This window comes from Stakelama pacifica, assembly GCF_004361835.1.
Lineage (GTDB): Bacteria > Pseudomonadota > Alphaproteobacteria > Sphingomonadales > Sphingomonadaceae > Sphingomonas > Sphingomonas pacifica.
Window position 1 is genome coordinate 1 of record NZ_SNWD01000015.1, and the last position, 26,825, is coordinate 26,825.

Annotated in this window: 27 protein-coding genes and 1 tRNA gene; 13 read left to right on the forward strand and 15 right to left on the reverse strand. The window is 62.8% G+C overall.

All coding sequences use genetic code 11. The features are described 5' to 3' along the window. Window positions 1-68 precede the first annotated feature (68 nt). Window positions 69-551 carry a sensor histidine kinase gene (locus EV664_RS16320; RefSeq protein WP_133496792.1) on the forward strand — a complete coding sequence of 161 codons (483 nt, stop codon included), beginning with the start codon at window positions 69-71 and terminating at the stop codon, window positions 549-551. A 60-nt stretch (window positions 552-611) separates the two neighbouring features. Then, window positions 612-920, forward strand: coding sequence for a UBP-type zinc finger domain-containing protein (locus EV664_RS16325; RefSeq protein ID WP_133496793.1), 309 nt, complete (start codon window positions 612-614; stop codon window positions 918-920). Between the two features lie 105 nt (window positions 921-1,025). Here the strand turns inward: EV664_RS16325 and EV664_RS16330 are convergent, their stop codons facing one another. From EV664_RS16330 to EV664_RS16340, 3 genes are all read right to left on the reverse strand, one after another. Continuing rightward, window positions 1,026-2,675 (reverse strand): FAD-dependent oxidoreductase, encoded by a 1,650-nt coding sequence (locus tag EV664_RS16330; RefSeq protein ID WP_244923140.1) that lies wholly within the window; start codon window positions 2,673-2,675, stop codon window positions 1,026-1,028. Window positions 2,676-2,677: 2 nt separating this feature from the next. After that, window positions 2,678-3,655: an alpha/beta fold hydrolase gene (locus EV664_RS16335; protein ID WP_133496794.1), complete on the reverse strand. Its 978-nt coding sequence runs from the start codon at window positions 3,653-3,655 to the stop codon at window positions 2,678-2,680. A 122-nt stretch (window positions 3,656-3,777) separates the two neighbouring features. Next, a complete protein-coding gene (locus EV664_RS16340; RefSeq protein ID WP_373287528.1) occupies window positions 3,778-4,365 on the reverse strand; it encodes an NADPH-dependent FMN reductase in 588 nt (195 codons plus the stop codon). A gap of 736 nt (window positions 4,366-5,101) precedes the next feature. On the opposite strand from EV664_RS16340, the gene EV664_RS16345 reads away from it, so the two are divergent. From EV664_RS16345 to EV664_RS16360, 4 genes are read left to right on the forward strand one after another with little or no spacing between them, the layout of a single operon-like run. Then, window positions 5,102-5,491: a hypothetical protein gene (locus EV664_RS16345; protein WP_133496795.1), complete on the forward strand. Its 390-nt coding sequence runs from the start codon at window positions 5,102-5,104 to the stop codon at window positions 5,489-5,491. Between the two features lie 38 nt (window positions 5,492-5,529). After that, on the forward strand, window positions 5,530-6,792 hold the full coding sequence (locus tag EV664_RS16350; protein WP_244923141.1) for a c-type cytochrome: 1,263 nt from the start codon (window positions 5,530-5,532) through the stop codon (window positions 6,790-6,792). Window positions 6,793-6,806: 14 nt separating this feature from the next. Then, a complete protein-coding gene (locus tag EV664_RS16355) occupies window positions 6,807-7,265 on the forward strand; it encodes a (2Fe-2S)-binding protein (protein ID WP_308423536.1) in 459 nt (152 codons plus the stop codon). Further along, window positions 7,262-9,505: a xanthine dehydrogenase family protein molybdopterin-binding subunit gene (locus EV664_RS16360; protein WP_229668320.1), complete on the forward strand. Its 2,244-nt coding sequence runs from the start codon at window positions 7,262-7,264 to the stop codon at window positions 9,503-9,505. The genes EV664_RS16355 and EV664_RS16360 overlap by 4 nt, the downstream gene beginning before the upstream one ends. Here EV664_RS16360 and EV664_RS16365 read toward each other — a convergent pair. Further along, window positions 9,502-10,389 (reverse strand): LysR family transcriptional regulator, encoded by an 888-nt coding sequence (locus EV664_RS16365; protein WP_133496797.1) that lies wholly within the window; start codon window positions 10,387-10,389, stop codon window positions 9,502-9,504. The genes EV664_RS16360 and EV664_RS16365 overlap by 4 nt on opposite strands. Before the next feature lie 152 nt (window positions 10,390-10,541). Between EV664_RS16365 and EV664_RS16370 the strand changes: the two genes are divergently transcribed. After that, complete coding sequence (locus EV664_RS16370; protein ID WP_133496798.1) at window positions 10,542-11,732, forward strand: MFS transporter; 1,191 nt, start codon at window positions 10,542-10,544, stop codon at window positions 11,730-11,732. An 81-nt stretch (window positions 11,733-11,813) separates the two neighbouring features. Next, complete coding sequence (locus tag EV664_RS16375) at window positions 11,814-12,968, forward strand: alkene reductase (protein WP_133496799.1); 1,155 nt, start codon at window positions 11,814-11,816, stop codon at window positions 12,966-12,968. A 484-nt stretch (window positions 12,969-13,452) separates the two neighbouring features. Here the strand turns inward: EV664_RS16375 and EV664_RS16385 are convergent. Then, window positions 13,453-13,527: transfer RNA gene (locus EV664_RS16385), tRNA-Gln, on the reverse strand. 55 nt (window positions 13,528-13,582) lie between these two features. Then, window positions 13,583-14,680: a branched-chain amino acid aminotransferase gene (locus EV664_RS16390; RefSeq protein WP_133496800.1), complete on the reverse strand. Its 1,098-nt coding sequence runs from the start codon at window positions 14,678-14,680 to the stop codon at window positions 13,583-13,585. Between the two features lie 84 nt (window positions 14,681-14,764). Between EV664_RS16390 and EV664_RS16395 the strand changes: the two genes are divergently transcribed. Continuing rightward, window positions 14,765-15,301, forward strand: coding sequence for a MarR family winged helix-turn-helix transcriptional regulator (locus tag EV664_RS16395; protein ID WP_162848889.1), 537 nt, complete (start codon window positions 14,765-14,767; stop codon window positions 15,299-15,301). A gap of 48 nt (window positions 15,302-15,349) precedes the next feature. On the opposite strand, the gene proC is transcribed toward EV664_RS16395, so the two are convergent. The 5 genes from proC to EV664_RS16420 all read right to left on the reverse strand — a co-directional run bounded on the left by proC (window position 15,350) and on the right by EV664_RS16420 (window position 18,519). Further along, complete coding sequence (gene proC / locus EV664_RS16400) at window positions 15,350-16,168, reverse strand: pyrroline-5-carboxylate reductase (protein WP_133496802.1); 819 nt, start codon at window positions 16,166-16,168, stop codon at window positions 15,350-15,352. Next, window positions 16,165-16,671 carry a type III secretion system chaperone family protein gene (locus tag EV664_RS16405; protein ID WP_373287529.1) on the reverse strand — a complete coding sequence of 169 codons (507 nt, stop codon included), beginning with the start codon at window positions 16,669-16,671 and terminating at the stop codon, window positions 16,165-16,167. Before EV664_RS16405 ends, proC begins: the two co-directional genes overlap by 4 nt. A 190-nt stretch (window positions 16,672-16,861) precedes the next feature. Then, window positions 16,862-17,128 (reverse strand): accessory factor UbiK family protein, encoded by a 267-nt coding sequence (locus EV664_RS16410; protein ID WP_133496804.1) that lies wholly within the window; start codon window positions 17,126-17,128, stop codon window positions 16,862-16,864. A 13-nt stretch (window positions 17,129-17,141) separates the two neighbouring features. Then, on the reverse strand, window positions 17,142-17,699 hold the full coding sequence (locus tag EV664_RS16415) for a TspO/MBR family protein (RefSeq protein WP_133496805.1): 558 nt from the start codon (window positions 17,697-17,699) through the stop codon (window positions 17,142-17,144). 79 nt (window positions 17,700-17,778) lie between these two features. Next, a complete protein-coding gene (locus EV664_RS16420) occupies window positions 17,779-18,519 on the reverse strand; it encodes a TlyA family RNA methyltransferase (protein WP_133496806.1) in 741 nt (246 codons plus the stop codon). Window positions 18,520-18,594: 75 nt separating this feature from the next. On the opposite strand from EV664_RS16420, the gene EV664_RS16425 reads away from it, so the two are divergent. Continuing rightward, on the forward strand, window positions 18,595-20,487 hold the full coding sequence (locus EV664_RS16425; protein WP_133496807.1) for an ABC-F family ATP-binding cassette domain-containing protein: 1,893 nt from the start codon (window positions 18,595-18,597) through the stop codon (window positions 20,485-20,487). 318 nt (window positions 20,488-20,805) lie between these two features. Here the strand turns inward: EV664_RS16425 and EV664_RS16430 are convergent, their stop codons facing one another. Further along, window positions 20,806-21,678, reverse strand: coding sequence for an MBL fold metallo-hydrolase (locus EV664_RS16430; protein WP_229668319.1), 873 nt, complete (start codon window positions 21,676-21,678; stop codon window positions 20,806-20,808). A 70-nt stretch (window positions 21,679-21,748) separates the two neighbouring features. Here EV664_RS16430 and EV664_RS16435 point away from each other — a divergent pair, with 70 nt between their 5' ends. Genes EV664_RS16435 through EV664_RS16445 form a run of 3 tightly spaced genes read left to right on the forward strand, consistent with a single transcriptional unit; the run spans window position 21,749 to window position 23,370 of the window. Next, window positions 21,749-22,063 carry an ArsR/SmtB family transcription factor gene (locus EV664_RS16435; RefSeq protein ID WP_133496809.1) on the forward strand — a complete coding sequence of 105 codons (315 nt, stop codon included), beginning with the start codon at window positions 21,749-21,751 and terminating at the stop codon, window positions 22,061-22,063. 4 nt (window positions 22,064-22,067) lie between these two features. Beyond that, window positions 22,068-22,586, forward strand: a complete 519-nt coding sequence (locus EV664_RS16440) for a rhodanese-like domain-containing protein (protein ID WP_133496810.1) — start codon at window positions 22,068-22,070, stop codon at window positions 22,584-22,586. A gap of 4 nt (window positions 22,587-22,590) precedes the next feature. Further along, window positions 22,591-23,370 (forward strand): sulfite exporter TauE/SafE family protein, encoded by a 780-nt coding sequence (locus EV664_RS16445; RefSeq protein ID WP_133496811.1) that lies wholly within the window; start codon window positions 22,591-22,593, stop codon window positions 23,368-23,370. A 199-nt stretch (window positions 23,371-23,569) separates the two neighbouring features. On the opposite strand, the gene dxs is transcribed toward EV664_RS16445, so the two are convergent. From dxs to EV664_RS16460, 3 genes are all read right to left on the reverse strand, one after another. After that, complete coding sequence (gene dxs / locus EV664_RS16450; RefSeq protein ID WP_133496812.1) at window positions 23,570-25,495, reverse strand: 1-deoxy-D-xylulose-5-phosphate synthase; 1,926 nt, start codon at window positions 25,493-25,495, stop codon at window positions 23,570-23,572. A 61-nt stretch (window positions 25,496-25,556) separates the two neighbouring features. Beyond that, on the reverse strand, window positions 25,557-26,015 hold the full coding sequence (locus EV664_RS16455) for a Fur family transcriptional regulator (protein ID WP_133496813.1): 459 nt from the start codon (window positions 26,013-26,015) through the stop codon (window positions 25,557-25,559). A 55-nt stretch (window positions 26,016-26,070) separates the two neighbouring features. Next, a complete protein-coding gene (locus EV664_RS16460) occupies window positions 26,071-26,646 on the reverse strand; it encodes a manganese efflux pump MntP (RefSeq protein WP_133496814.1) in 576 nt (191 codons plus the stop codon). Window positions 26,647-26,825: the final 179 nt, after the last annotated feature.

The following is a 26,825-nucleotide window of genomic DNA, read 5'->3' on the forward strand; positions in this document are numbered from 1 at the left end:
CCCCCAATACGGTTGTTGCCATCACGCCCAGTGAAGGGCATCAAAACGGCCCAAGGCTCTACTCGTAAATGGTAGAAACTACGGGCTCAGACCATCTCTCACTTGCGGCGCTCTTCGACCACCTTGAAGCCGATTGGGCTCCTTTCGCCTTGGAAAAGCGGCTGAGCCTAAGTTTTGTGCGACCCTGCTATCTAATCCGGAGCAATTCCGCGATATTGCTTACCATTCTGTCGAACCTGATCGGAAACGCCGTTAAGCACACCGTTGCCGGGGGCGTCGTGGTAGGCTGCCGCAAAATCGGGTGCTCATTCGCCATTGATGTGATCGACACCGGGCCGGGTATCGATGGGGCTACGCAATTAAGAATGTTCAACGCCTTCCAGCAGGGCGACGCCTCGCGTGAAGGTCTTGGCCTGGGACTCTGGATCGTCGCGCAATCGTGCCAAATGCTTGGCTACCATATGGAGGTCCGCACACATCCCGGTCGCGGATCCCGGTTCCGCCTCGTCATTCCGCAGCCCATCCCGAACCTGATGGTTCGGGCTATTTAGCTTGCCGCGTGGGTTTCACCCATTCCTGCGAGCTCAAACACACAAAATAAGGCTAAATCAATGTCAGGATGCAGACATGCAAATGCTGAAACCATTCGGATCGTGTCGCCAAGTGCGCTTGGCTGCGAAGAGTGTCTGAAAATCGGCGGCTGGTGGGTTCATTTGCGGCTATGCAGGGAATGCGGCCATGTGGGTTGTTGCGATGATTCCCCGCATCGCCACGCGCGCTCGCATTACGAACGGACAGAACACCCAATTATCGAAGGATATGATCCCCCCGAAGGCTGGGGATGGTGTTATATCGATGAGGCCGAAGTTCAACTGCCTGACCGCACGCCGCAGCGCGGGCCGATACCGCGCTTCGTTTGAGCGAAAGCGGATAGAGCCCTGTTTTGAAAAAAACACGCGCGTGCAGCTCACATCGCCGGGCTGAGACCGACCCTCAGCCCGGCGATGTGACGCGTGGCATTTAATTCAGGCTCGCTCCGTCAAGAAGCGGTGTATTGCCTGAATTACGACCGAGCCCTCTCCAACCCCTGAAGCGACGCGCTTGATCGAGCCTGCCCGAACATCTCCAACCGCGTAAATTCCGGGAACGGCAGTTTCATACGGAGATTGGAGCGGCTGCCCCTCCTGATCCCGTCCGGTGAGTACAAATCCGTTCTCATCAAGCGAAAGACATTCGCGCAACCATTCCGTATTCGGTTCAGCGCCGATCATTACGAACAGCGCCCCGCACGCGATGCAGGTCGTCTCGCCGGACCTCAGATCGCGCCATGTAACCTCTTCAAGTACCTGGTCGCCTGAAACCGCGATGACCTCGCTAAAGGAGTGCAGCGTAATGCGCGGCGACAAGTCGATCCGTTGAACAAGATAATCGGACATGGTCGCGGCAAGGCCGCCCTTGCGAACGAGAAGATGGACGTGACCTACATGCTGCGAAAGAAAAACCGCAGCTTGCCCCGCTGAATTTCCGCCCCCGACCACGACGGCATCGCGTCCCGCACAGAGCTTCGCCTCCATAGCTGTGGCTGCGTATTGAATTCCCGCGCCCTCAAAGCGTTCATAGCCAGGTATGTTGAGGCGTCGGTACCGAGCGCCGGTTGCAACCACGACGGAGCGCGCCCGCAGCGTCTGACCATCCTCCAACTCCAATATGAAGGGACGGACGGAACAGTCGAGTGACGACACCATGCGCGAAACCGCGATACGGGCACCGAATTTCTGCGCCTGAACCTGCGCTCGCCCGGCAAGCGCCTGCCCGGAAATGCCGGTCGGAAAGCCGAGATAATTTTCAATACGGCTGCTCGTGCCGGCCTGCCCGCCGGGAGCAAGCCCTTCGACCACGACGGTCTTCAACCCTTCGGAGGCTGCGTAGGTTGCTGCTGCCAGACCTGCAGGGCCGGCACCTGCTACCGCAACGTCCCAGATCTCGTTATCGGTGAAACGATTGGTAAGACCCAGCCGGTCGGCAAATTCGGGTGTGGATGGATTGCGAAGGATCGCCCGATCGGGCGTGATAACCGCTGGTAGGTCGGTTAGTTCGAGCGCCAGTTCCTGCAGCATATCCATGGCAAGGGGGTCAGCTGCAGTGTCGATCAGTTTTAGCGGATATCCGTTGCGGATGGCGAAGCGCTCAAGACGAAGCGTATCGGCATTTCCTGCAGGGCCGATCAATGTGACCCCCGCCTCTCCGTGATGGAGAAATCCCATCCGACGCAGGATAAACGCCCGCATGATGATTTCCGCGATATCCGCTTCGCCGGCAAGCAGCCGTCGGAAGTCTCGTGTGGCTATTCTGACAACCTTCGCGGATGTCAGCGCACGGGCAGAGACCAGCAGGGATCGCGCGCTCACATGGTCGAGTTCGCCGGTAAATTGACCGTGGCGGTGAACGGTCAGCAGGCGTTCCTCATCCCCGACATCGCCAGCAAAGAAGATACCAACCTCTCCGGAAGTGATCACGAAGAAATCCGCATCCCGGTCCCCGCGCTCGAACAAAGGCTTTCCAGCCGCCAGCGTTTCTTCGGTGCCGTAAGATGCGACCCGTGCCATCATTTCAGGCGACAGTACCGGATAGATTTGCGCGCTTCGCAAATAGGGATCGTCCACTTTGCGTTCCACGATCAGCCCCTGATGAAAGAAAATATGTCGGGATTGATCACATCCGGGTACAGGGTCAGCATACCGTGCGGAAATCCGGGATATATTTTCAGTCGGTTGTTTGGGAGGAGCTTGGCCTGAAGCAACGCGGCATCCTTATACGGAACGATCTGATCGTCATCGCCCTGCAATATCAGCGTCGGAACCTTAATTGCCTTCAGATCGCCTGTCTGATCGGTTTCTGAGAAGGCTTTAATTCCCTCATACTGCGAAATCGCCCCACCCATCATTCCCTGACGCCACCAATTCTGACGCACGCCCTCGATCACTGGCTTGCCGGGGCGGTTGAAGCCGTAGAAGGGGATCGGAACCTGCCAGTAAAATTCGGCCCGATTGGCGGCAAGCTGAGAACGAAAGCCGTCAAATACCGAACGCGGCAAGCCGCCAGGATTGGATGGCGTTTTCAGCATCAAGGGTGGAACGGATGCGACCAGAACGACCTTTGACACCTTGCCCGCGCCATATCGTGCGACATAGCGGGCAACCTCGCCACCGCCTGTCGAATGACCGATATGGATGGCGTCTCGCAGACCCAGCTTGCGGACAACCACATCGACATCAGCCGCATAGGTGTCCATGTCATTGCCGGTTGCCGTCTGGGTGGAGCGACCATGACCCCGCCGGTCCATCGCGATTACGCGATAGCCCCGCGACAGAAAATAGAGCATCTGCGCGTCCCAGTCGTCGGCACTAAGCGGCCAGCCATGGTGAAAGAAGATCGGCTGTCCTCGGCCCCAGTCTTTATAGTAAAGGTTCGTTCCGTCGGCAGCTACGGCATAGCCATCACCGACGGGAGCGGCACTGTTTGCCGGCGATGCCAGAACCGTTCGCGGTAACGTGGCGGCTACTGCAGCACCTCCGACTGCAAGACCTGCCCCTGTCAGAACTCCACGACGGGTAAAATCCCCGCCATAAACGCCAAAATCCTTCAGTCCGCCCATGATGGCCTCCGTTTACGTTTGGAGTCCGTCTGGCTGTTTTTGCATCACTGCGATTGTCGAAGCAGATCAGAATTAGCACGCACGGATCGAGAAGGAGAGATCGGCGCTTACGCAAGCGTTGGTCAATATGGCGGCGCAACTGACGCGCGTTGACGGAAGGCAGCTTCGGCCCACCATGTCAGTTCATCGGCAAAGCGATCGAAACTTCGTTCAAGCGCTGCACCCCCGTCACCGATCGGATGGCCCTGTTCATCAAGGGTTGCGCCGATCGATCCGACCGCAAGGCTGCTGGGAATTACGACCATCCCCATTTCTGCCAGTGTGGGATGCCATGCATAGCCAGCGCGCGCGCCCGCAAACCGACCTGCCGAATAAGTCGCGAGCGCTGCCGGACGCCAGAACCACTCTTCAAGGAAATGATCGGTCAAATTTTTGAGGCCAGGCTGCATGCCCCAGTTATATTCGCCAGCCACGAACAGAAACGCATCCGCAGCCGCTATCTTTTTCGCAAGCAAGCGCATTGGTTCGGGCGCGGTATCGCCAGGATATTCCTTGTACATACGATCGAGCATCGGCAGCCCAACTGCCCTTGCGTCAATCAGTTCGGCCTGCACACCGCGATCTGCAAATTTTCGCACGCAATAATCCGCGAAACGAATGCCGGCCCTATCCGAACGATAAGAGCCATAAAAAACCAAAAGCTTCTGCATCAGATCGCTCCTCATACACCATTTTTCTGGATAGGCCCGTACAGAGCGCAGTTTAACGTTTGAGCCTGCTCAATGTGCGCATCGCTCTCACGAAAGTTTTTCACGCTCATTTTACTACCTCATTTTCAAGCGCCGCGTTCGACGTCACATCTAAGCGCCTCATGGCTACTTTAGATGACGTCAGGCAACGCCGTAGAAGTCGCGCGCGCCCTGCTGAAATCCAGGCCTGCGCCAAAGCTATGCCTGATATGCTGCGCGGCTATCTCGGAGAATTCGGATGACCGGCTCGCGCAACCGGAGCCATCAGAATCGCCGATATGGGACCGCCCGAAGCGGCTCTCTAAAAACCTGCCGTCGGTTCATCAGACCGTCCTCGAATAGCGGGCGCCCACTATGGCGACAAAGCCGTCACTCGCAATAGCAACCGCAATCGGCAGGTTCAGGATCAAGCGGCCATTCGCCAGCCGGATATCGGCGTAGTTGGAGATTAGCTCGACGGCTAAGCTCACCCATATAGAACATCTACACTCCGTTTCTGTTTGCCTAACACCGAACGCTTGTCGACGTATCGCGACGAATGCGGGCGCCCTACAAGATGTCGCCGCCAAGGCGTAAAGTGCCATGGGACGCCCACCCCACGCCATGTAAACCAATGTATGGCTGCGCGTGCGCCAGCGCTCTGTATGCTCAACCGCGAACGGCACCAATTCCGGGTGCCCGTGCGCACCGTTGGAGCATGACGACGATGGCGATCCCCGCGCCGCGAGATATCCTCACCGAGCCGAGCGACGACACGCTCACCAATCTCTGCCCGCTCGCAGGCCACTCGTTAGCCCGCAAGTGCGCCGACAGCGCCTCCAGGCTGGACGGTCCGGAGCGGCGTGTGTTCATCGAAAAGATGGACTTCCAAGCCATCTTTCCAGATCAGGCCTTACGAACCGATAGTTGCAAGATGAGCCTCAGTATCCATAACGATGGCTCGTGGAGCTACGCCATCGATACCGAATTAACGGTTGAAGGTCGCGACGCCTTATTCCTGCACCAAGATCGCAACGCCCTGCACCGCAGGGACGAGGCGCATCGAGATCCGAGGGCGGCGATTCTGTCCCGCCGCAAGGCCGCGTAATGCTGGGCCGACTGCGACAGATTGGTCGGGGCCGAGCCGTGCTGGCGGCGCTGCTGATGGGTATCGCCGGGGCGCTGTTTGCGTTGGCGCTGAGTTGGCGCCCCGCGATCGCGCCGATCACGCCGCCGTCGCCCGGCAGCTTCACGCCCGAACAGGTGGCGCGGGGCGCAGTGCTGGCGAAGATTGGCGACTGTGCGGTTTGCCACACCCGCGACAATGGCCGCCCGCTGGCTGGCGGCCGCCCGCTCGCGACGCCGTTTGGCACGCTATATTCAGACAACCTCACCCCCGATCCGGAAACGGGCATCGGAACCTGGTCCGCTGCCGCCTTCCGCCGGGCCATGAAGGACGGCGTCAGCCGCACCGGCGAGCATCTCTACCCCGCCCTGCCCTATGAGCATTTCACCCATGTCCGCGATGCCGACCTCGACGCTCTCTACGCCTTCCTGATGATGCGCCGGCCGGTTCACGAAGCGGCACCGGCCAATCGGCTGATCTTCCCGCTCGGCTTCCGCCCGTTGCTAGCCGGTTGGAAACTGCTGTTTCTCCACCATGGAGAAACGCCCACCGACTCCAGCCGTTCGGCCGAGTGGAATCGCGGCGCCTATCTTGTCGAAGGCCTCGGCCATTGCGGCGGCTGCCACACACCGCGCAACCTGGCCGGCGGCGAGATTCGGTCCCAGGCATATGCCGGCGGGATCGCCGAGGGCTGGCGCGCGCCCCCGCTCAATGCCGCCAATCCAGCCGCGCGGAAGTGGACGCAGGAGGCGCTGGTAACCTATCTGCGAACCGGCATCTCACCCGACCACAGCGCCGCCGCCGGCCCGATGGGCCCGGTCGTCGACAGCCTCTCGCAGGTGCCCGAGAGCGAGGTGCGCGCTATCGCCGCCTATATCGTCTCGAAGATGGGCGGCAGCCCCTCGGGCCCGGTAGCGCCATTGCCAGACCATGCCGAAGCCGCCGCCAGTCGCTTCCCGGAGGGCGCGGTGTTGTTCGCCGGCGCTTGTGCCGGCTGCCACGGTCAGGGCGCCCCCATGATGGGCCAAGGACGGCCGCTGCTCTCGCTGGCGACCGCGCTCCGCGACACCGAGCCGAACAGCGCAGCACAGGCGATTCTGCAGGGGATCGAACCCCCTGTTGCCGGCCGCGGTCCCAAAATGCCCGGCTTCGCCGACGCGCTGACCGACCGGCAGATCGCCGCCGTGCTCGGCTATGCCAGAGCCCGCTACACCGACCGGCCCGACTGGAAGAAGCTGCCTGCCGCCGTCGCCAAGGCCCGCAAGGAAGGCACCCAGCCATGACTCTCTCGATTACTGTGAACGGCAAGCGCCACCGGGTGGATGCCAGCCCCGAAACCCCGTTGCTCTATGTGCTTCGCAACGATCTCGGCCTCAACGGCGCCAAATATGGCTGCGGACTCGGTCAGTGCGGTGCCTGCACCGTGCAGTTGGACGGCAAGGCGGTTTTCTCATGCATCACCCCGATCTCCGCGGTGGGCGACCGACCGGTGCGCACCGTCGAGGGACTCGGCACTGTCGAGCGGATGAGCCCGCTCCAGCAGGCGTTCCGCGACGAGCAGGCAGCACAATGCGGCTATTGCATCGCCGGTATGATCATGCGGGCACAAGCCTTGCTGGACGCAGATCCGCATCCGGACGAAGCCAGTATCCGAGCGCACATGCAGACAAATCTCTGCCGCTGCGGCACCCATATGCGCATCCTCCGCGCGATCCGTCGCGTCGCTGGCATCGCCAACAACGGAGCTGCGGCGTGAAGTTCGATCGGCGCCAGCTACTTGCGGGCGGCGGGCTGCTCGTCGCGTTCAGTATGACCGGGCGTGGCATGGCCCAGCTTTCCGGCGGCGGCGAAGGTGGCGGTGCCCCCGCTCCCAAGCGACCGGACTTGCCAGGCAGTCTGAAGAGCAACCCTATACTCGAAAGCTGGGTCCACATCGCGCCGGACGGCGGGATCACGGTCTTCTCGGGCAAGGCGGAGCTCGGCCAGGGAATCCGCACCGCACTGCTCCAAGTAGCGGCGGAAGAGCTGGACGTGCCGCCAGCTGCAATCACCTTCGTGACAGCCGACACCGCCCGTACCCCCGACGAAGGGCTTACCGCTGGCAGCCATTCGATGCAGGACGGCGGAACTGCGCTTGCCAATGCCTGCGCCAACGTCCGGCTGCTGCTCAGCCGCGCCGCAGCCAAGCGCTGGGGCACCGGCACCGACAGCTTGTCGACCAACGGCAAGGGGCAGGTGATCGCGTCAGACGGTCGCCGCGTGAGCTATGGCGCGCTTGCAGCAGACCTGTCGCTCCACGTCGAGGCTATCGCGAACGCACCCCGCCGCGATCCGCATCACTACCGGACACTAGGCCACGACCTGCCGCGCGTTGATATCCCGGCGAAACTTACCGGCGGTGCGGCCTATGTGCAGGATTTGCGGCTGCCCGGCATGCTGCATGCCCGTGTGGTCCGGGGTCCCAGCTACGGCACCCATCTCGCCAAACCACAGATCGATGCTGCGCGAAAGATGCCCGGCGTGATCGCGGTGATCGAGAATGGGCGCTTCCTCGCCGTTGTTGCCCGGAAGGAGTGGCAGGCGATCCAGGCAATGCGCGTCGTGCAGGACAGTGACTATGTCCGCGACATCCCCCCCTTGCCGGTGGAAGACGGTCCGCACCGCCTGCAGAAACTACCCACCCGCGAGATCAGCGTGCTCAACACGAGCAACGGTGCAAAGCCGGTGTGGAAGACGGTGCGCGGCAGCTACAGCCGCCCCTGGTACAGCCACGGTTCGATCGGCCCCTCCTGCGCCGTGGCCTTCGCCAAGGACGGCGCGCTGACGCTCTGGTCGCACAGCCAGGGCGTGTTCGACATGCACCGTGCCGTCGCCGAGCTGGTCGGCCTGCCGCCGGAGAAGGTGCGGTGCATCCACACGCCCTCGGCAGGCTGCTACGGCCAGAACGGAGCCGATGACGTGACTGCCGAGGCGGGGCTGATCGCGATGGCGCTGCCGGGTCGCCCCATCCGGCTGCAATGGATGCGCGAGCAGGAATTCGGCTGGGAGCCGTGCGGCTGCGGCATGGTTACGCGCGTTGAAGCGGCGATCGGCCCGGACAAGCGGATCGCCCATTGGCACTATGAGGTGTGGAGCAATTCTCACAACAACCGCCCCGTCGGTGCGGGCGGCTACGCGGTGGCCCAGCAGATCACCCCTGGCTTCCCCGCTCCCGAGCCCAAGCCAATTCCAATGCCGGAGGGCGATGGCGACCGGAATGCCAACCCGCTCTATGTCTTTCCAAACATGGACGTGCGCTATCATTTCGTGCCGACGATGCCGCTCCGCGTTTCGGCTCTGCGCTCGCTGGGCGCGCATCTGAACGTGTTCACGATCGAAAGCGTTCTCGACGAGCTGGCACTCGCCGGCGGCGTCGATCCGCTCCAATTCCGCCTCGCGCACATGCAGGATGAGCGAGCGCGGGCGGTGATGATCGAAGCTGCCGACCGCTTTGGCTGGTCCCGGCGCCCGCGTGGTGACGGACGCCGCGGCTGCGGCATGGCCTTTGCCCGTTACAAAAATATCGGCGCTTATTGCGCAATCGTAATGGATATCGAGGTCGAGCGTGAGACCGGCGCGATCACCATTCACCGGGTACAGGCCGCGGTCGATGCCGGCCAGCCCGCCTCCCCCGACGGCATCCGCAACCAAGTGGAAGGCGGTATTCTCCAGTCGCTTAGCTGGGCAACACGCGAGGCGGTGACCTATGACGCCACCCGCCGCACCAGCTTCGACTGGGGCAGTTATCCGATCCTGCGGTTCGAGGAGGTGCCGAGATCGGTCGCGGTGCATGTGATAGATCGGCCCGGCGATCCGTTTCTTGGTGCGGGCGAGACGGCGCAGGGCCCAACCTCAGCCGCGCTGGCCAACGCCATTGCCGATGCGACCGGGGCTCGCCTTCGCGACATGCCGCTCACCCCGGCAGCGGTGAAGGCGGCGATTGGGCTGGCGGGCTAGCGGTCCGTGTGAGCGCGCATTGTTGTGGCCAACGCGTCGATAAAAGCGCGGACCTTTGCCGGCACCAACTGCGCGGTGGGATAGACTGCCCATATCGCCAATGGATCGGGTATAGCTGCGTCGAGCGTGATCTCGACTAGCGCGCCGCTACGGATCGCCGGATCGACGTCCCAGTGCGAAAGGTTGGCGATGCCGAGGCCCCCCAGACAGGCCTGGTGGAGTGCCTCGATCGAATTGGCGCTGAAGGCACCGCCCACGCGCTGGCGCACCCGCTTGCCAGCCTGAACGAACTCCCAATGCGTCATCGCCGTCGGCAGGAGGCACGCGTGGCCCGCCAGATCTTCAACGCGCTTCGGCGTGCCCCGCTCGGCCAGATATGCTGGAGCCGCCACCAGCCGACGGGGATTGTCAGCCAGTTTGCGGGCAACGAGATGGTTGTCGCGCAGTTTGGCGATGCGCACTGCAACGTCGATCCCCCGCGCGACGATGTCTACCTGTTCGTCGGTTATCAGTAACTCCACCTGCAGCGCCGGATGCGCCCGCATGAACGCCGCAATCATAGGCGCCACCACCTTGCGGCCGAACGCCGCCGATGCAGTGACTCGAAGTACGCCGCCCAGCCCAGTCTCGTTCGGCCGCAGTGCCGAAAGCCCATCGGCCTGTGCTTCCAGCATGGCTCGAGCATATGGCAGGAAAGCCTCTCCAGCGGTTGTCGGCGAAAGAGAACGCGTCGTCCGGTGAACGAGCCGCGCGCCAACCTCCTGCTCCAGGGCCGCCAGTCCGCGCGACGCGGCCATCGCGCCGATCCCCAGCCGCCGCGCCGCCCCGGCGATGCTGCCTATCCGCACAGACTCCACAAATATCGCCAGTTCCGCGAAATCCATTCCATCGCTTTCAGTTATGCTGGTCTAACCATTTGTATGGGTACCGCGAGCATCGTGGGACTTCCATATCCTCGACAGTGAAACCGCCGACATGGTTGCCTTAGCACCTTACCGCACCATCGACGGCCAACATCCAGTGAGGACTGTGAAAAATGCAAGCCACTGATACGCTCGCTGCCGTAGCCAGCGTGCCGCGATTAAGCCGCGGACTTAATTTCGCCATGGCAGTGGCGGCCGGATTGGCAGTGGCCAACATCTACTACAACCAGCCGATGCTTGGCATTTTGGAAGGCGAGATGCCCGGCGCGCTTACCGGCCTCGTCCCCACCGCTACCCAGCTCGGCTACGCGCTGGGCTTGTTCGCACTGGTGCCGCTTGGCGACCTGGTCGAGCGGCGCCGGCTGATAGTCGTCCAGTTCCTGGTGCTCGGCGCCGGGCTGGTTGGCGCCGCGCTCGCCCCCTCAGCCGCTATGCTGCTGCTCGCATCGCTCCTGCTCGGTGCCTCAGCGACGGTGGCGCAACAGATCGTTCCCTTCGCGGCACAACTGGCACCGCCCGAAAAGCGCGGTGCCACCGTCGGCACGGTGATGTCCGGTGTGCTGTGCGGCATCCTGCTCAGCCGTACGTTGGCAGGCTTTGTCGCTGCGCATGAAGGATGGCGCGCGATGTTCTGGCTGGGCGTTCCGCTCGCGCTCGGTGCCGCGCTGCTAATGGCGGTGACGCTGCCGCACAGCAAGCCGAGCAGCGATCATAGTTACGCCAGCCTGCTGCGTTCGCTCGCGCATCTCTGGAGCGAGTTCGGCGCGCTGCGTCTCGCCGCCGTAACCCAGGCGCTGCTGTTCGGCGCGTTCACCGCCTTCTGGACAATTCTGGCGCTCTACCTGCAGACCCCGCGCTTCGGCCTGGGTTCGGAAATCGCCGGATTGTTCGGGATCGTCGGCGCGATCGGAATCTTCGCCGCGCCGATCGCCGGTCGTTATGCCGACAAGCGCGGCCCGCATCAGGTGATCCTCGCCGGCACGCTGCTCACCGTCGTCTCGTGGATCGTGTTCGGCGTATGGCATGCGGTGGCGGGGCTGGTGATCGGCTGCATCCTGCTCGATTTCGCGGTGCAAAGCGTGCTCGTGTCCAATCAGCACATCGTTTACGCGCTCCGCCCGGAGGCGCGCTCGCGGCTGAACACGATCTTCATGGGATCGATGTTCCTCGGCGGTGCCGGCGGCGCCGCGGCCTCCACCGCGGCGTGGAATGCCGGCGGCTGGACCGCTGTCTCGGCGCTCGGCATCGCACTCGCTCTTCTCGCATCCGCCCTTCAGCTCGCTGGTCGCCGCAAGGCCGCCTGAACTGCGCGCCCAAACTGCTCCGCGCCTCCCTCCCCGGAGCGCGGCGTGGAAACTCAATGCCCTGAAACAAGGAATCGGATCATGACCTCTACGCTCTTCTCGCCAGTTGCACTTGGCCGCATCCACCTCCCCAACCGCATCGTAATGGCACCGCTCACTCGCTCGCGCGCAGGGACCGGCAACGTGCCAACGGACATGAATGTGGAATATTACCGGCAGCGCGCCAGCGCCGGGATGATCATCACCGAAGCCACTCAGATCTCGCAGCAGGGCCAAGGCTATGCCTGGACACCCGGCATTCACAGCGACGCACAGATCAGCGGATGGAGCAAGGTTGCCGACGCCGTACACGCAGAAGGCGGGCGAATCGTGATGCAACTCTGGCATGTTGGCCGGGTATCACATCCCGTGTTCCAGCCAGGCGGTGCAGCGCCGGTGGCACCCAGCGTGATGGATGTGCCTGGCAAGACCTTTATTATAGACCCCGACGGCAACGGCGCCTGGGCCGACATTCCTCCTCCACAGGAACTCGACATCGCGGGCATCGAGGCGATCATCGCTGATTATGCGCAAGCCGCGCGAAACGCTATCGCGGCGGGTATGGACGGCGTCGAGATCCATGCCGCCAACGGCTATCTGATCGACCAGTTCATCAACAGTAACAGTAACCACCGCACAGACGCCTATGGCGGATCGATCGAAAACCGTACGCGCTTCCTGTTCGAGGTGGTGGATGCCGTCATCAACGAAGTGGGTGCTGACCGGGTGGGCGTGCGACTGACCCCAATGGGCCGCTTCATCGGCATGGGCGACGACACGCCCGAACTGACCTTTGGGCATATTGCCCGCCGGCTAGGCGAGCGTGGCCTGGCCTATCTCCACCTCGTCGAGCCTACCACACTGGGGGTGGAAACCGACACGAACTATGATCCGCGCTGGGATGCGATTATCCTGCTGATGCGCAAGATTTACCCGGGCAAGCTGCTTTTGGCAGGCGGCTATGACAAGCTCAGCGCCAGCCGCGCGCTCGCCGAGGGACGTGGCGATGTGATCGCCTTCGGCAAGCTGTTCATCGCTAACCCTGATTTGCCCCACCGTTTCAAAATTGGGGCGCCACTAAACGCGCCTGATCCGGCCAGTTTCTTCGGGGGCAATTCGCTCGGTTATATCGACTACCCGTTCCTCCCACTGACACCTGAGGAGATTCACGAAACGGGTTCACTCGCTGAGACCTGATGCGCCAATCGTCCAACGCATTGCGCTGCGGCTATGGCGGGTATCAGGGACAAGCCTTAACTTTAGGAACGGCAGGGATGGCCACCCTGCCGGCGGACTCCTAAATTGCATTTCTACGGCAGCGTTTGGTAGGAGTTTACAATGACGTGGTCGGCGGTCAGGCCGTCACGCTCGACCTTTTCGTATAAGCCGTATCCTCTCACTCCGCCCGGTCATCGCCACCGGGCGCCGACGCGCGGCGGGCTGGTCCTTCGTCAGAAGGCTGACCATCGCCACAACGGTTATAGGATTTGCGCTCGCGGGCGCCAAACGCAGCCTGCGACGCCACCAGTAAACCGCGCCGCGGCGTGTGAAGTTTTCGATCGCTGGCATCAGGGACTGGCTCCATCGAATGGCGTCAATTGATGCCACAACGATGGTCGAAGGGCCGCCAAGCTACGGAAAACCTCGGTTTCCCGTCCCCTTAGCTGGGGCAATCAGTGCTTGGCTGGGGCGGCAGGATTCGAACCTGCGCATGGCGGCACCAAAAGCCGCTGCCTTACCGCTTGGCTACGCCCCAGCATCCGTTTGGAGGCGATGCCCTTAGCATCGCTTTTGCGGCGCTGCAAAGCCCTTTAGAAAAGTCGCTTTACCCAGCCGTGCGGATCGGGTGCCTCGCCGCGCTGGATGGCGACCAGCCGGTCGCGCATCCGCTGCGTGATCTGGCCCGTACCGCCGCTGCCGATCTGGAAATCGCCGGCGCTCGATTTGACCGTGCCGACCGGCGTTACCACTGCTGCCGTCCCGCAGGCGAAGGTTTCGACCAGCTTGCCGCTTGCCGCATCTTCGCGCCACTGGTCGATCGAATAGGCCTCTTCGCGTACCGAAATGCCCTCGTCGCGCGTCAAGGTCAGGATCGAATCGCGGGTAATGCCGGGCAGGATCGTGCCCTTGAGCGGCGGGGTAAGAACCGATCCGTCCTCCATGACGAAGAACAGGTTCATGCCGCCCAGCTCCTCGACCCATCGATGTTCGGCGGCGTCGAGGAACACCACCTGATCGCATCCCTGCCGGATCGCCTCTGCCTGAGCGACAAGGCTTGCCGCATAATTGCCGCCGCATTTGGCGGCGCCGGTGCCGCCGGGCGCGGCGCGGGTATAATCGTCCGATACCCAGATGCTGATCGCCTTCGCGCCGCCCTTGAAATAGGCACCGACAGACGACGCGATCACCATATAGAGATATTCATGCGCGGGCCGCACGCCCAGAAAAACCTCGCTCGCGAACATGAAGGGGCGCAGATACAGGGCAGCCCCTTCTGCCCCCGGAATCCATTCGCGGTCGATATCGACCAGCTTTTCGATCGATTCCAGAAACAACGATTCGGGCAGCTGCGGCATGGCGAGCCGCGCCGCCGATTGCTGAAAGCGGCGGGCATTTTGTTCGGGCCGGAACAACGCGGTTCCGCCATCGGCGAGGCGATAGGCTTTCAGCCCTTCGAAAATTTCCTGCGCGTAATGGAGCACCGCAGCGGCCGGGTCCATCGACAGCGGCTCGCGCGCCTGAATATGCGCGTCGTGCCAGCCCTTGCCCTCGGTATAGCGGACGATCGCCATATGATCGGTAAACACCTTGCCGAAACCGGGATCGGCAATCCGGCCCGTCCGCTCGCTCGCCGGAACCGGGGCGCTATGTTCGCGGATTTCGAAGGATGGCGTCGCGTCGGCGTTCATTCTTATGGCCTCGATCTCGATATGCCGTACTTTTGCCGCACGGCCGGTTGCGGTGGCGTAAAGCCGATGGCTATGATGGTCAACATGGCCGTCAAGACACCAGCCGAGTCGCCGCGGACCGCTTCGCCGCTATTCCTGCGCGAACCGGAAATACGGCGTGGGATCGAGTTGATGATTCTCGGTTATAATCACCTTACCCATTCGATCGACGATATATTGGCGAACGCAAAGCTGGGTCGTGCGCATCACCGCGCCCTATATTTCATCGCGCGGCGGCCCGGCCTGACCGTGGGCGGGCTTCTGGCGCTGCTACAGGTGACGAAACAATCGCTGGGGCGGGTGCTGACCGAGCTGGGCGAGCGCGGACTGGTCGAAACCCGGCCCGGGGTGCAGGACCGACGGCAGAAATTACTCTATCTGACCGACAAGGGCAAAGATCTGGAATGCCGGTTGTTCGAGGTGCTGCGCGAACATCTGTCGGGCGCTTATTCGGAAGCCGGACAAGGCGCAGTGGGCGGATTCTGGGCAGTGCTCGAAGGGCTGGTGCCTGAAGATCATCGCGAAAGCATCGCGGGACTCGACCACGAAATACCGGTGCCGGGAAAGCGCGCCTCGGGCTGACCCCGCACCGGCCGACACGGCACGGCGCGGAGTTCAGACACCCGTCGATCAGTCGCCGCGCGCTGCGGCAGCAAGCTCCTGATTGCGATCGCGCGACGCGGTCAGCGTCTTTACCATAAGTTTCTTGAGTGCGTCGGAATCGTCGAGGACATTCATCCCCTCGCGCGTCGACCCGCCGGGGCTTGCGACACGATCGGCAAGCACGCCGGGATTGTCGTCGGCATCCGCGGCCATCAGCGAGGCACCGTCTACGGTTGCAGTGGCAAGACGAAGCGCCTGATCCTTCGGCAGTCCGACCGCCACGCCCGCTTCGGCGAAAGCGTCGATAAAGCGGAATACGAAGCCCGGACCGCAGCCAGAAAGCGCGGTCCCTGCATCGAACAGCTCTTCCCGCTCGATCCATTCGACAAGGCCAAGCGACTGCATCAGCGCCTCTGCCGCTTTGCCAGCCCCGCTATCCGGCTCGGCACCGTTCAGCAGGACGACACCCTTGCCCAGCCCGACCGGAAGGTTGGGCATGACGCGCACAACTGCGCCGACATCAAACCGCTTCGCAATCGCGGCAACCTCCACCCCGGCAAGGATCGAGAGCAAGAGTTTCGTCCCTTTGATCCGCGGGGCAAGTCCCTTCGCAACGTCATCGAGCATCTGCGGCTTGACGCCCAGCATCACCGCGTCGGGCATCCCGTCTTCGGGCGGGCTTTCCAGATGTCGCACGCCGTCGGGGATTTGCGGCTTGCCCGGATCGATGACCGTCACCTGATCGGGCGACACATCGCCGCTTGCCACCCATTGGCGGAGCATCGCGCCCGCCATATTGCCGCAGCCGATAAGCCAGATCGATTTGGGGATGTCGCTGTTGCTCATGCTTCTCCTTGCGTATCGATTAATGCCGATGCGATCGCTTCGGCCGGTGTCTTTCCGCCCCACAGGACGAACTGGAACACCGGATAATAGCGTTCGCACTCATCAATGGCCGATTCGACCAGCAGTTCCGCCTGCGCCAGAGTCAGCGTGGCGGATTCGTCCGCGCCGATCATCGCAGCATGGCGAAACAGCAGGATGCCGCTTTGCGACCACAGCTCGAAATGACCGATCCATAGCTGTTCGTTGATCAGGCCGAGCGCTTCATAGACGCTGGCGCGCCGTTCCTCGGCCACGCGCACTTCGGGAAAGGCGAGGAATTGCAGAACCGCATCCTCTTCCCGCCAAATCGCGCGAAGCTCATATTCGGTCCAGCTGCCCTTTACCCGGGCAATGATCTCATCCTCTTCGCGACGATAGACCCAGCCATGCGCCGAAAAATAGCTTTCCAGCATATCGATCGGCTCTGCCGCGTCGTCGTCCTCGATTTCCGCTTCGTCCAGCATCATCCCGTCCTAACCGGCGAACCTGCATCGATTCGCCGTCGTGGATCGTCGCCCCGTTTGTCGCACCCAGTCAGGTTGCGCGCATTCGCTCTGCCGCGCCACCCATATATGCGCGACACGCTGCCGCTATGGCACAGACGCCGCAAGCCCTGCGCACGCTCTTCCGGAGAAAAAGCTGTGGAAAAGCGGATCAGCCGACCGATGATTTCGCGCCGCCAGCAGCCGCTTCCAGCTCCTCGACGCGCTTTTTCAACGCATCGGCTTCATCGCGCGCCGCCGCAGCCATTGCCTTTACCGCGTCGAATTCCTCGCGGCTGACAAAGTCCAATCCGCCCATCCATTCGCGCGCACGCTCGCGCGCCGCCTGTTCGCCCTCGCGCGCCATGCCGGCAAAGGTACCGGCGGCACCGTTCACGAACTTCACGAAATCATCAAAAACCCGATTTTCGGACTGCATCTTCTATCTCCTGTCACAGGGCAATTTGGGTGGAGGCACCGCCGGACACAAGATGCCCGTCAGCATCGGGATTACGCTGATCGATCCGGAGGTTCAGATAGCCTGCGAAAATCATCCATAGCAGATAGGGGATCAGCAGCAACGCCGCAGCGCTGCGAATCCGCGCGAACAGCAGCGTCGTGACGACGGTAAGCGCGAACATCACGACGATCACGAACAGAGCGGCGGTGATGCGGTGCAGGCCGAAAAACAGCGGCGACCATGCAAGGTTCGCGATCATCTGAAGCGCGAAGAACAGCAAAGCGAGCCCGCGCCCGCGTGCGCGCCGCGCATCGAGCACCATCGCCAGCGACAGACCCATCAGGACATAAAGGATCGTCCACGCCACCCCGAACGCCCAGCCGGGCGGGTTGAGCTCAGGCTTGATCAGCGCCCGATACCAGGGGTTGTCGCTGCCCATCGGCGCCAGTCGCGACGATGCGACGCCCAGAAAATTGATCGCGGGCACCGTTACCACTGCCCAGCGAAGAAAGGCGAAACGCGATCTGCGATTCGATGCGAACTGGTTCAATCGGGCCTCCCTCTCCGCCCTTTTAACCGGGCGCACCCTGGTTATAGCCGGTGGCTGCAATGGGACAATCGGTTCAGAATTAAGGGTTTCCGCATTCGGCACAGATCAGGAATTCGACATTCCCCTCCGGGCCGGTAATCGGGCTTTGCACAACGCCTTCCACCCGCCAGCCGGTCGAGGTCAGCCAGTCGCGAACCTCCTCGCAGACGCGCTGATGCACTTCGGGATCGCGCACCACCCCGCCCTTCCCCACTTCCTCGCGCCCTGCCTCGAACTGCGGTTTGATGAGCGCGATCAGCCGCGCGCCGGGCCTTGCAAAGGACAAGGGGCGTTCGAGCACCTTGGCAAGGCCGATAAAGCTCGCATCGCACACCACCAGATCGACCGGCTCAGGGATATGCGCCTCGGTCAGAATCCGCGCACTGGTCTGTTCATGGACGATCACCCGCTCGTCCTGCCGCAATTTCCATGCAAGCTGGTTGGTGCCGCTATCAACCGCATAGACTCGCGCCGCGCCGTTGGTGAGCAGCACATCGGTAAAGCCGCCGGTCGACGACCCGACATCGATCGCGACCGCGCCGGTCGGATCCACGCCGAATGACTCCAGCCCGTGGGCGAGCTTGATCCCGCCGCGCGAGACCCAGGGATGATCGCGCCCGCGCACTTCCAGCGCTGCATCGGGGGGTAGCTGCTGGCCCGGCTTGTCGATCTTGCGTTCGCCCGAAAACACGGTGCCCGCCATGATGAGCGCCTGAGCCCGGGTGCGGCTTTCGACAAGGCCGCGTTCGACGAGAAGCTGATCTGCACGGATTTTCGCCATAACCCTGCCTGTGCCCCGCGCATCGCCGCTGTGCAAGCTGGCGCTTCGCCGCGCACGGTGATATCCGCCCGCTCCATGCTGAACCTGAACGGTATTACGGTGCGCCTCGGCGGGCGCACGATCCTTGACGGCGCGACCGCCGCAATCCCTCCGCGCGCGCGTGCGGGGCTGATCGGGCGCAATGGCGCGGGCAAATCGACGCTGGTGCGGGTGATTGCCGGAATGCTGGAACCCGATGATGGTTCGGCGGACATGCCGAAGGATGCGCGCCTCGGCTATATCGCGCAGGAAGCGCCTGCGGGCAGCACCTCCCCCTTCGACACTGTGCTTGCCGCCGATGTCGAGCGCGCCGCACTGATGGAGGAGTCGGAAACCTGTGTCGATCCCGACCGGATCGGCGAGCTGCATGAGCGGCTGAACGCGATCGACGCGCACACCGCGCCTGCGCGCGCAGCGAAGATTCTTGCCGGTCTCGGCTTTGACGAGGAAATGCAGCACCGCACGCTCGACAGCTATTCGGGCGGCTGGCGGATGCGCGTTGCGCTTGCCGCGCTTCTCTTCTCGCAGCCCGATGTGCTGTTGCTCGACGAGCCGTCGAACCATCTCGATCTGGAAGCGGTCATCTGGCTGGAGGATTTCCTCAAAAGCTATCGCGGCACGATTATCGTGGTCAGCCATGAACGCGATTTCCTCAACAATGTGGTCGATCACATCGTCCATCTCGAGCGCGGCAAGCTGACGCTGTATCCCGGCGGCTATGATGCGTTCGAACGCCAGCGCGCCGAACGGATCGCACAGCTCGAAGCCGCGCGTGCCAATCAGGAGGCGCAGCGCGCCAAGCTGCAGGATTATGTCGCGCGCAACTCGGCGCGTGCCTCGACGGCGAAACAGGCGCAGTCGCGCGCCAAGGCGCTTGCGAAGATGCAGCCCATCGCAGCGATGGCCGACGATCCGTCGCTGTCCTTCGGCTTTCCCGACCCGACCGAGCTTCGCCCGCCGCTGATCACGCTCGATATGGCGGTGGTCGGTTATGACGAGAAACCGATTCTGAAGCGGCTCAACCTGCGGCTCGATCCCGATGACCGGATTGCGCTGCTGGGCCGCAACGGCAACGGCAAGACGACGCTCGCCCGCCTGCTTGCCGCGCAGCTTTCCCCGATGGAAGGCGAGATGACTGCGAGCGGCAAGATGAAGGTGGGATATTTCACCCAATATCAGGTCGAAGAGCTCGACCATGACGATACCCCGCTTGATCATATGACGCGGCAAATGCCCGACCAGAAACCGGCGGCGGTGCGCGCGCAGCTGGGCCGGTTCGGGTTCAATGCCGACAAGGCGACGACGAAGGTCGGCAAGCTGTCGGGTGGCGAGCGCGCGCGGCTGGCGCTGGCGCTGATTACCCGCGATGCGCCGCACCTGCTGATCCTCGACGAGCCGACCAACCATCTCGACGTCGATTCACGCGAGGCCCTGATTCAGGCGCTTAACGCTTATTCGGGCGCGGTGCTGCTCGTCAGCCATGACCGGCACATGCTGGAAATGACCGCCGACCGGCTCGTGCTGGTCGATGACGGAACGGCGAAGGAATTTGACGGCAGCATCGACGATTATATCGCCTTCATCCTGTCGAGCCCTTCGGCGGCAAAGGGCAGCAGCGGCGGCGATGCGGGTGCCAAGGTCAGCAAAAAGGATCAGCGCAAGGCGAATGCGGCGGCGCGCGAACGCTTCAAGGAATTGTCCAAAAAGGTGAAGGCGATCGAGAGCCGGATGGACAAGCTTTCGAAGGAGCGCAGCGCCATTGACCGCGCGCTGTTCGACCCCGACAGCGCCGAGCCCGCGCTCGCGAAGCTGACGGCAAGCGACCTGATGAAACGCCGCGCCGAACTGGAACCCAAAATCGAGGCGGCCGAGGCTGAATGGCTGGAAGCGAATGAAGCGCTGGAGGCCGACAAAAGCGAGGCGGCGTGAGGGGCTTTGCCCGGGCTCGCGTCATTCGGAAATCAGCTGGCACCTCCCCGTCATTTCCGCGCAGACGGGAATCCAGAGCCTCAGGCGACTACGCCAGCATCCTTCCTGCAACGCTGGGTTCCCGCTTTCGCGGGGATGACGGACAAGGCAGGGTCGACAATGTTCTGACCTTCGGTTCAACGTCCTGGCGGTACGCTCAGCGTGTCTTGACTGCGCTCGACACCAACGGGTGGAGGTGTTTCCGCGACGGTTTGAGCGCAGTCGGGAACCGTTGCGCTTACGCCCCGACTTCACTTTCCACCGGCACAGAGCGCGACGTCAGCCCGGTGCTTCGCTGCTGCGCCACTTCACCGGGATGCGCAGATAGCTCACGCCGTTGCTCTCGGGGGCCGGAAAGCGGCCCGCGCGGACATTGATCTGAATCGACGGCAGCAACAGGGTCGGCACGGCAAGCCCCGAATCGCGCGCTTCGCGCATCGCGACGAAACTATCCTCATCCACGCCGTCATGGACATGGACGTTGCTGCGCCGCTGTTCGCCGACGCTCGTTTCCCAGCGATATTCATCGCGTCCCGGCGCCTTATAATCATGGCACAGGAACAGGCGCGTTTCGTCGGGCAGCGACAGCAATTTGCGGATCGAACGATAAAGCGTGCGCGCATCGCCGCCGGGGAAATCGGCGCGCGCAGTGCCGTAATCAGGCATGAACAGCGTATCGCCGACGAACACCGCATCGCCGATGCGATAGGCGATATCGGCGGGCGTATGGCCGGGCACGTGCATCACCGTCACCTCTAGCTCGCCGATCGCGAAGCGTTCGCCATCTTCGAACAGGCGATCGAATTCGGCGCCCTCGGTGCTGCAATCGTCCAACGCGAAGACCGGGCGGAAGATTTTCTGCACATCGCTGATATGCACGCCGATGCCGACCCATGCGCCGGTCTGCGCGTTGAAGAACGGCGCGGCCGACAGATGATCGGCATGGGCATGGGTTTCGAGCACCATCTCGATCCGCCAGCCCCCCTCGCGCGCAAAGACGAGGATAGCCTCAGCCGAACGCGTATCTGCAACGCCCCCCGGCATGTCGAAATCGAGCACCGGGTCGATCACCGCAGCGATATGGGTGACGGGATCGCCGACCAGATAGCTCACCGTGTTGGTGGGTTCGTCGAAAAAAGCCTTGATGAACATTTTCATCCTCCATCTGGCTTGATTATATATTAGAATCTTATACATTAGCAACTCCTAATGGAGAAAGTTGATGCTGAAACCGCCAATGGATCTCGCCACATTCGAGGCAAAGGCCGCAGGCGTGGCCGATATCCTGAAGGCGATCGGCAATGCCCGGCGGCTGATGCTGCTGTGCAAGCTGGTCGAACATGGCGAAGTGACGGTTACCGATCTCGCCCGCGATGTCGGCCTGTCGCAATCGGCCTGTTCGCAACATCTCGCCCGGATGCGTGACGAACGACTCGTCGCGTTTCGTCGGGATGGGCAGACGCTCTGGTATCGGATCGCCGATCCGCGCACCGAACATCTGCTCGGCACTTTGTATCAGCTCTACTGCAAGGATTGATGCCATGACGATCGAGTCCATTTCGCCGGACCATGCCCGCAAAGCCATGGAATCGGGCGCACGCCTGATCGATATTCGCGATGCCGACGAACATGCCCGCGCGCATGTTCCCGGCGCTGCGAACCTGCCGCTTTCCCGGATCAATGAGCTGATCGCCGATGGCAGACCGGTGGTGTTTTATTGCCGGTCCGGGCGGCGAACGAGCGAGCATGCGGGAACGCTTCTCGCCGCGGCGGGGGGCACTGAGTGCTATTTGCTCGATGGCGGGCTGGAAGCCTGGCAGCGCGCGGGGCTTCCGACGCATATCGACCCTGGCCAGCCGCTGGAGATCATGCGGCAGGTGCAGATCGCAGCGGGCATGCTGGTGCTGACCGGCGTGGCGCTTGGCCTGTTGGTCACGCCCGTGTTTTTCGGGCTGTCCGCATTCGTCGGTGCAGGGCTGACCTTTGCCGGGATCAGCGGCTGGTGCGGCATGGCCAGTCTGCTGCGCGTCATGCCGTGGAACCGGCGCGCGGCGGCGTGAGGCGATGGGCGCAGCCACTATTGCCGCCGCGCTCGCCTCGGGCGGGCTGATCGGCGCAATCCTCGGCCTGATCGGTGGCGGGGGATCGATCCTTGCCGTGCCGCTGCTCGTCTATGTCGTCGGGGTGGGATCGGCGCATGAAGCGATCGGGACGGCGGCGGTTGCCGTCGCCGCCAATGCGCTGGCCAGCCTGATCGGTCATGCCAAAGCGGGCCGGGTCAAATGGCGCTGCGCTATGGTGTTCGCCGCATCTGGGATGGTCGGTGCAGCGCTGGGCGCGGAACTGGGCAAGGCGTTCGACGGCAAGCGGCTGCTCGCTTTGTTCGGGCTGCTGATGATCGGGGTCGGCGTATCGATGCTGCGCGGGCGGCGTGCCATGGCAGCGCCCGATATCCGGCTGACCCGTGACAGCGCCGCGCAGCTGTTGCCGCGCCTGATCCCGATCGGATTCGGCGTCGGGCTGGCCGCCGGCTTTTTCGGGATCGGCGGCGGGTTTCTGATCGTGCCGGGGCTGATCTTCGCGACCGCGATGCCGCTAAGCTATGCGATCGGCACGTCGCTCGTCGCGGTCAGCGCGCTGGGCATGACGACCGCCGCCTCCTATGCGCTGTCGGGTCTGGTCGACTGGCGCCTCACTGCGCTGCTCATCGCCGGCGGGGTCGGCGGCACCGCGATCGGGATCGCGCTGGGCCATGTGCTGGGCAAGCGGCAAAAGCTGCTTGAACGCGGGTTCGCCGTGCTGGTCATCGCGATCGGCGGCTATGTGATCGCGACCTCGGTTTAGCGGCGAAAGGGCGTGGGAGGCGCGTTGTAAGGCGCGCGCTCGGTCAGGTCCGCGATATGTCAGCCTGTGGCACGTCATTCCGTCCTTCGGCATTCCAGCCCTTCGGCATCCCCGCGAAAGCGGGAATCCAGCGGGCGTTAGCGAATGCCGCTCTGGATCCCCCCTTTCGCGGGAATACTGAAGTGGAGAGATCGCGCGATTACGCCGACGCGCCGCTCTGCTTCGACGTTTCATTCCAGCGCAGCGCGCCGAGCACTGTTTCGACGATATGTTCGGCGTTGAGCCGTGCCTCGTCATATTGTTTTTCGGGCTTGTCCTGATCCTGAAACCTGTCGGGCAGGCGCATGGTGCGCAGTTTCAGCCCGGCATCGATCAGCCCTTCGTCGCTCGCCAGGGTAAGGACGTGCGCGCCGAGACCGCCGACCGCGCCCTCCTCTACCGTCACCGCGACTTCATGGGTGGTGAGCAGCTTGCGGATCAGTGCTTCGTCGAGCGGTTTGGCAAAGCGCAGATCGGCGACGCTGGTCGAAAGCCCTTTGGATTCAAGCGCATCGGCTGCCTTCAACGCTTCGGCGAGCCGGGTGCCGAGCGAGAGGATGGCGACCTTCTTGCCCTCGCGCACCATCCGCCCCTTGCCGATTTCCAGCTTTTCCAGCACTTCGGGCACGCCGACGCCGGTCCCGCCGCCGCGCGGATAGCGCACCGCGATCGGGCCGTCGTCATATTCGGCCGCCGTATAGGTCATATGCGCCAGCTCGGCCTCGTCCGCCGCTGCCATCACGACGAAATTGGGGAGCGTCGCCAGATAGGTGACGTCGAAACTGCCCGCATGAGTCGCGCCGTCCGCACCGACCAGCCCGGCGCGGTCGATCGCGAAGCGGACGGGAAGGTTCTGGATCGCGACATCGTGCACGACCTGATCATAAGCGCGCTGCAGGAAGGTCGAATAGATCGCGCAGAAGGGGCGCATCCCCTGCGCCGCCAGCCCTGCGGCAAAGGTCACCGCATGTTGTTCGGCGATGCCGACATCGAATGAGCGGTCGGGATGCGCCCTTGCGAATTTATCAACCCCCGTGCCGCCGGGCATCGCCGCAGTGATCGCGCAGATGCGGTCGTCGGTTTCGGCGAGCTTGCTCAGCGTTTCGCCGAACACATCCTGATATTTGGCGGGTCCCGGCGGGCCCTTATGCTGCGCGCCGGTGATGACGTCGAATTTCTGCACGCCGTGATATTTGTCGGCGGCATTTTCGGCAGGCGCATAGCCCTTGCCCTTTTGCGTGACGACATGGACGAGCACCGGCCCTTCCTTCGCATCGCGCACATTTTCGAGCACCGGGATCAGATGGTCGAGATTATGGCCGTCGATCGGCCCGACATAATAAAAGCCGAGCTCTTCGAACAATGTGCCGCCCGCCACCATGCCGCGCGTATATTCCTCCGCCCGGCCCAGCGACTGGTGCACGCGGCGCGACAATCTGCGAGCGACCTTGCTGGCAAGACTGCGCAGGCCGAGATATTCGGATGAGGATACGACGCGCGCCAGATAGGCCGACAGGCCGCCCACCGGCGGCGCGATCGACATGTCATTGTCGTTGAGGATGACGACCAGCCGGTTGCCCGCCTGTTCGGCATTGTTCATTGCCTCATAGGCCATGCCCGCGCTCATCGCGCCGTCGCCGATCACTGCGATCGCCTTGCCCGGTCTGTCGTTCAGCTTGTTCGCGATCGCAAAGCCCAATGCCGCCGAGATCGATGTCGAGCTGTGTGCCGCACCGAACGGATCATATTCGCTCTCCGCCCGCTTGGTGAAGCCCGACAGGCCGCCACCTTGACGCAGCGTGCGGATACGGTCGCGCCGTCCGGTCAGGATTTTGTGCGGATAGCATTGATGCCCGACATCCCAGATCAGCCGATCCTCGGGCGTATTGAAGATATAATGGATCGCCACCGTCAATTCGACGACGCCCAGCCCCGACCCGAGATGCCCGCCCGTGGTTCCGACGGCGGAAATCATTTCCTCGCGAAGCTCGTCAGAAAGCTGACGTAACTGGCCGGTTTTCAGCTTGCGCAGATCATCGGGCGTCTTGACCGTGTCGAGCAACGGCGTTTGGGGTAGGTCGTTCATACAAAGGCGTTCTACTCCAGCATTTCGACCGTGTCGATTGATTGGCTGGAGTGATACCCGATCAGTCGCAGTCAGCGCATTTCCCGCGCACTTCGATCACCGGACGAACGGGAGAAAAGCCTGCATCCTGCGCGGCATTGCGCACGGTATCGCTGATCGAGTCATTATCGATATGCACTGCCTGACCGCAGCTGTCGCAGATCAGAAAGATACAATCGTGCAGACAGTCGGGATGCGCATTGGCGACATAGGCATTGGCGCTTTCGACCCGGCGGGCGAGATTCGCATTCACGAACAGGTCGAGAATGCGATACACGCTGTTCGCTGCGACGCGGCGCCCGGCACGTGCCGACATTGCCTCTGCAATGTCATAGGCGGAAGCGGGCTTTTCAAAAGTGGCAAGTGCCTCGAACACCTGTCCGCGCATAGCGGTCCATTGCTCGCCCGATTTTTCGAGCGTCGTACGGGCGACCCGGGTGAGGTCGTCGCCCTCATGCTTAGGATGGACATGGCTTGCCATGCGCAGAAGATAGGCGCGAGCGGCGGCAACGGCAAGCGGGTGCGCGCATCATGGTTCAGCCGAGATATCCGAGATGGTCGAGCAGGATCTCCGTGCCGATCCCGATCAGCGTGATGCCGCCCGCCAGCTCTGCCCATTTTCCGAAACGCGCGCCCACTACGCCGCCGATCCGCATGCCCAGCGTCGTGAACAAAAAGGTCGAAAGGCCGATACAGGCGGCGATCAGCCAGATATCAACCTGAATAAAGGCAAGGCCCACGCCGATCGCCGCAGCATCAAGACTCGTTCCCACCGCCATAGCGAGCAGCGCGACAATGCCGGAACGCGGGGATTTTGCGACGGGCGCGTCCTCCGACGCGTCATCGCTCACCGCATCGAGAATGGCTTTAACCCCGACCGCCGACAAAAGCCCGAACGCGATCCAGTGATCCACCTGCTGCACGACGCTGGCGGCGAGCAGGCCGAGTGACCAGCCGATGATCGGCGTTATCCCCTCGATCACGCCGAAGACTGCGCCGGTGCGGATCGCCGCTGCCCAGCCCGGCCGTTTGGTCGCGCCCCTGCCCACCGCAGCGGCAAAGGCATCGGTCGACATGCTGATCGATAAAAGGGCAATTGCGCCGGGGGTCATGGTTCGCCTTTTCGCCGGACAGCAAGACATGCGCACGCCTCCCCCTCCGGCAAAGGGCAGGAATGCGCTGGTCTCGCCAGGCGAAAAACATTTCGCTGATCGCACCACGCAGCCCGGACGGCCGCGATGATGTTGATGCGATCCCGGCATTGCCGGCAGCTACTCCCCAACGGGTGCGC

What these genes read in the sequence shown, in the direction of transcription:
- EV664_RS16325 (WP_133496793.1), top strand. Translation starts at nt 612, where the DNA reads ATGTCAGGATGCAGACATGCAAATGCTGAAACCATTCGGATCGTGTCG.
- EV664_RS16375 (WP_133496799.1), top strand. Translation starts at nt 11,814, where the DNA reads ATGACCTCTACGCTCTTCTCGCCAGTTGCACTTGGCCGCATCCACCTC.
- EV664_RS16370 (WP_133496798.1), top strand. Translation starts at nt 10,542, where the DNA reads ATGCAAGCCACTGATACGCTCGCTGCCGTAGCCAGCGTGCCGCGATTA.
- EV664_RS16425 (WP_133496807.1), top strand. Translation starts at nt 18,595, where the DNA reads ATGCTGAACCTGAACGGTATTACGGTGCGCCTCGGCGGGCGCACGATC.
- EV664_RS16365 (WP_133496797.1), bottom strand. Translation starts at nt 10,389, where the DNA reads ATGGATTTCGCGGAACTGGCGATATTTGTGGAGTCTGTGCGGATAGGC.
- EV664_RS16460 (WP_133496814.1), bottom strand. Translation starts at nt 26,646, where the DNA reads ATGACCCCCGGCGCAATTGCCCTTTTATCGATCAGCATGTCGACCGAT.
- EV664_RS16405 (WP_373287529.1), bottom strand. Translation starts at nt 16,671, where the DNA reads ATGCTGGACGAAGCGGAAATCGAGGACGACGACGCGGCAGAGCCGATC.
- EV664_RS16435 (WP_133496809.1), top strand. Translation starts at nt 21,749, where the DNA reads ATGCTGAAACCGCCAATGGATCTCGCCACATTCGAGGCAAAGGCCGCA.
- EV664_RS16335 (WP_133496794.1), bottom strand. Translation starts at nt 3,655, where the DNA reads ATGGGCGGACTGAAGGATTTTGGCGTTTATGGCGGGGATTTTACCCGT.
- EV664_RS16410 (WP_133496804.1), bottom strand. Translation starts at nt 17,128, where the DNA reads ATGCAGTCCGAAAATCGGGTTTTTGATGATTTCGTGAAGTTCGTGAAC.
- EV664_RS16455 (WP_133496813.1), bottom strand. Translation starts at nt 26,015, where the DNA reads ATGGCAAGCCATGTCCATCCTAAGCATGAGGGCGACGACCTCACCCGG.
- proC (WP_133496802.1), bottom strand. Translation starts at nt 16,168, where the DNA reads ATGAGCAACAGCGACATCCCCAAATCGATCTGGCTTATCGGCTGCGGC.
- EV664_RS16345 (WP_133496795.1), top strand. Translation starts at nt 5,102, where the DNA reads ATGACGACGATGGCGATCCCCGCGCCGCGAGATATCCTCACCGAGCCG.
- EV664_RS16320 (WP_133496792.1), top strand. Translation starts at nt 69, where the DNA reads ATGGTAGAAACTACGGGCTCAGACCATCTCTCACTTGCGGCGCTCTTC.
- dxs (WP_133496812.1), bottom strand. Translation starts at nt 25,495, where the DNA reads ATGAACGACCTACCCCAAACGCCGTTGCTCGACACGGTCAAGACGCCC.
- EV664_RS16340 (WP_373287528.1), bottom strand. Translation starts at nt 4,365, where the DNA reads ATGCAGAAGCTTTTGGTTTTTTATGGCTCTTATCGTTCGGATAGGGCC.
- EV664_RS16420 (WP_133496806.1), bottom strand. Translation starts at nt 18,519, where the DNA reads ATGGCGAAAATCCGTGCAGATCAGCTTCTCGTCGAACGCGGCCTTGTC.
- EV664_RS16395 (WP_162848889.1), top strand. Translation starts at nt 14,765, where the DNA reads ATGGCCGTCAAGACACCAGCCGAGTCGCCGCGGACCGCTTCGCCGCTA.
- EV664_RS16440 (WP_133496810.1), top strand. Translation starts at nt 22,068, where the DNA reads ATGACGATCGAGTCCATTTCGCCGGACCATGCCCGCAAAGCCATGGAA.
- EV664_RS16430 (WP_229668319.1), bottom strand. Translation starts at nt 21,678, where the DNA reads ATGTTCATCAAGGCTTTTTTCGACGAACCCACCAACACGGTGAGCTAT.
- EV664_RS16445 (WP_133496811.1), top strand. Translation starts at nt 22,591, where the DNA reads ATGGGCGCAGCCACTATTGCCGCCGCGCTCGCCTCGGGCGGGCTGATC.
- EV664_RS16390 (WP_133496800.1), bottom strand. Translation starts at nt 14,680, where the DNA reads ATGAACGCCGACGCGACGCCATCCTTCGAAATCCGCGAACATAGCGCC.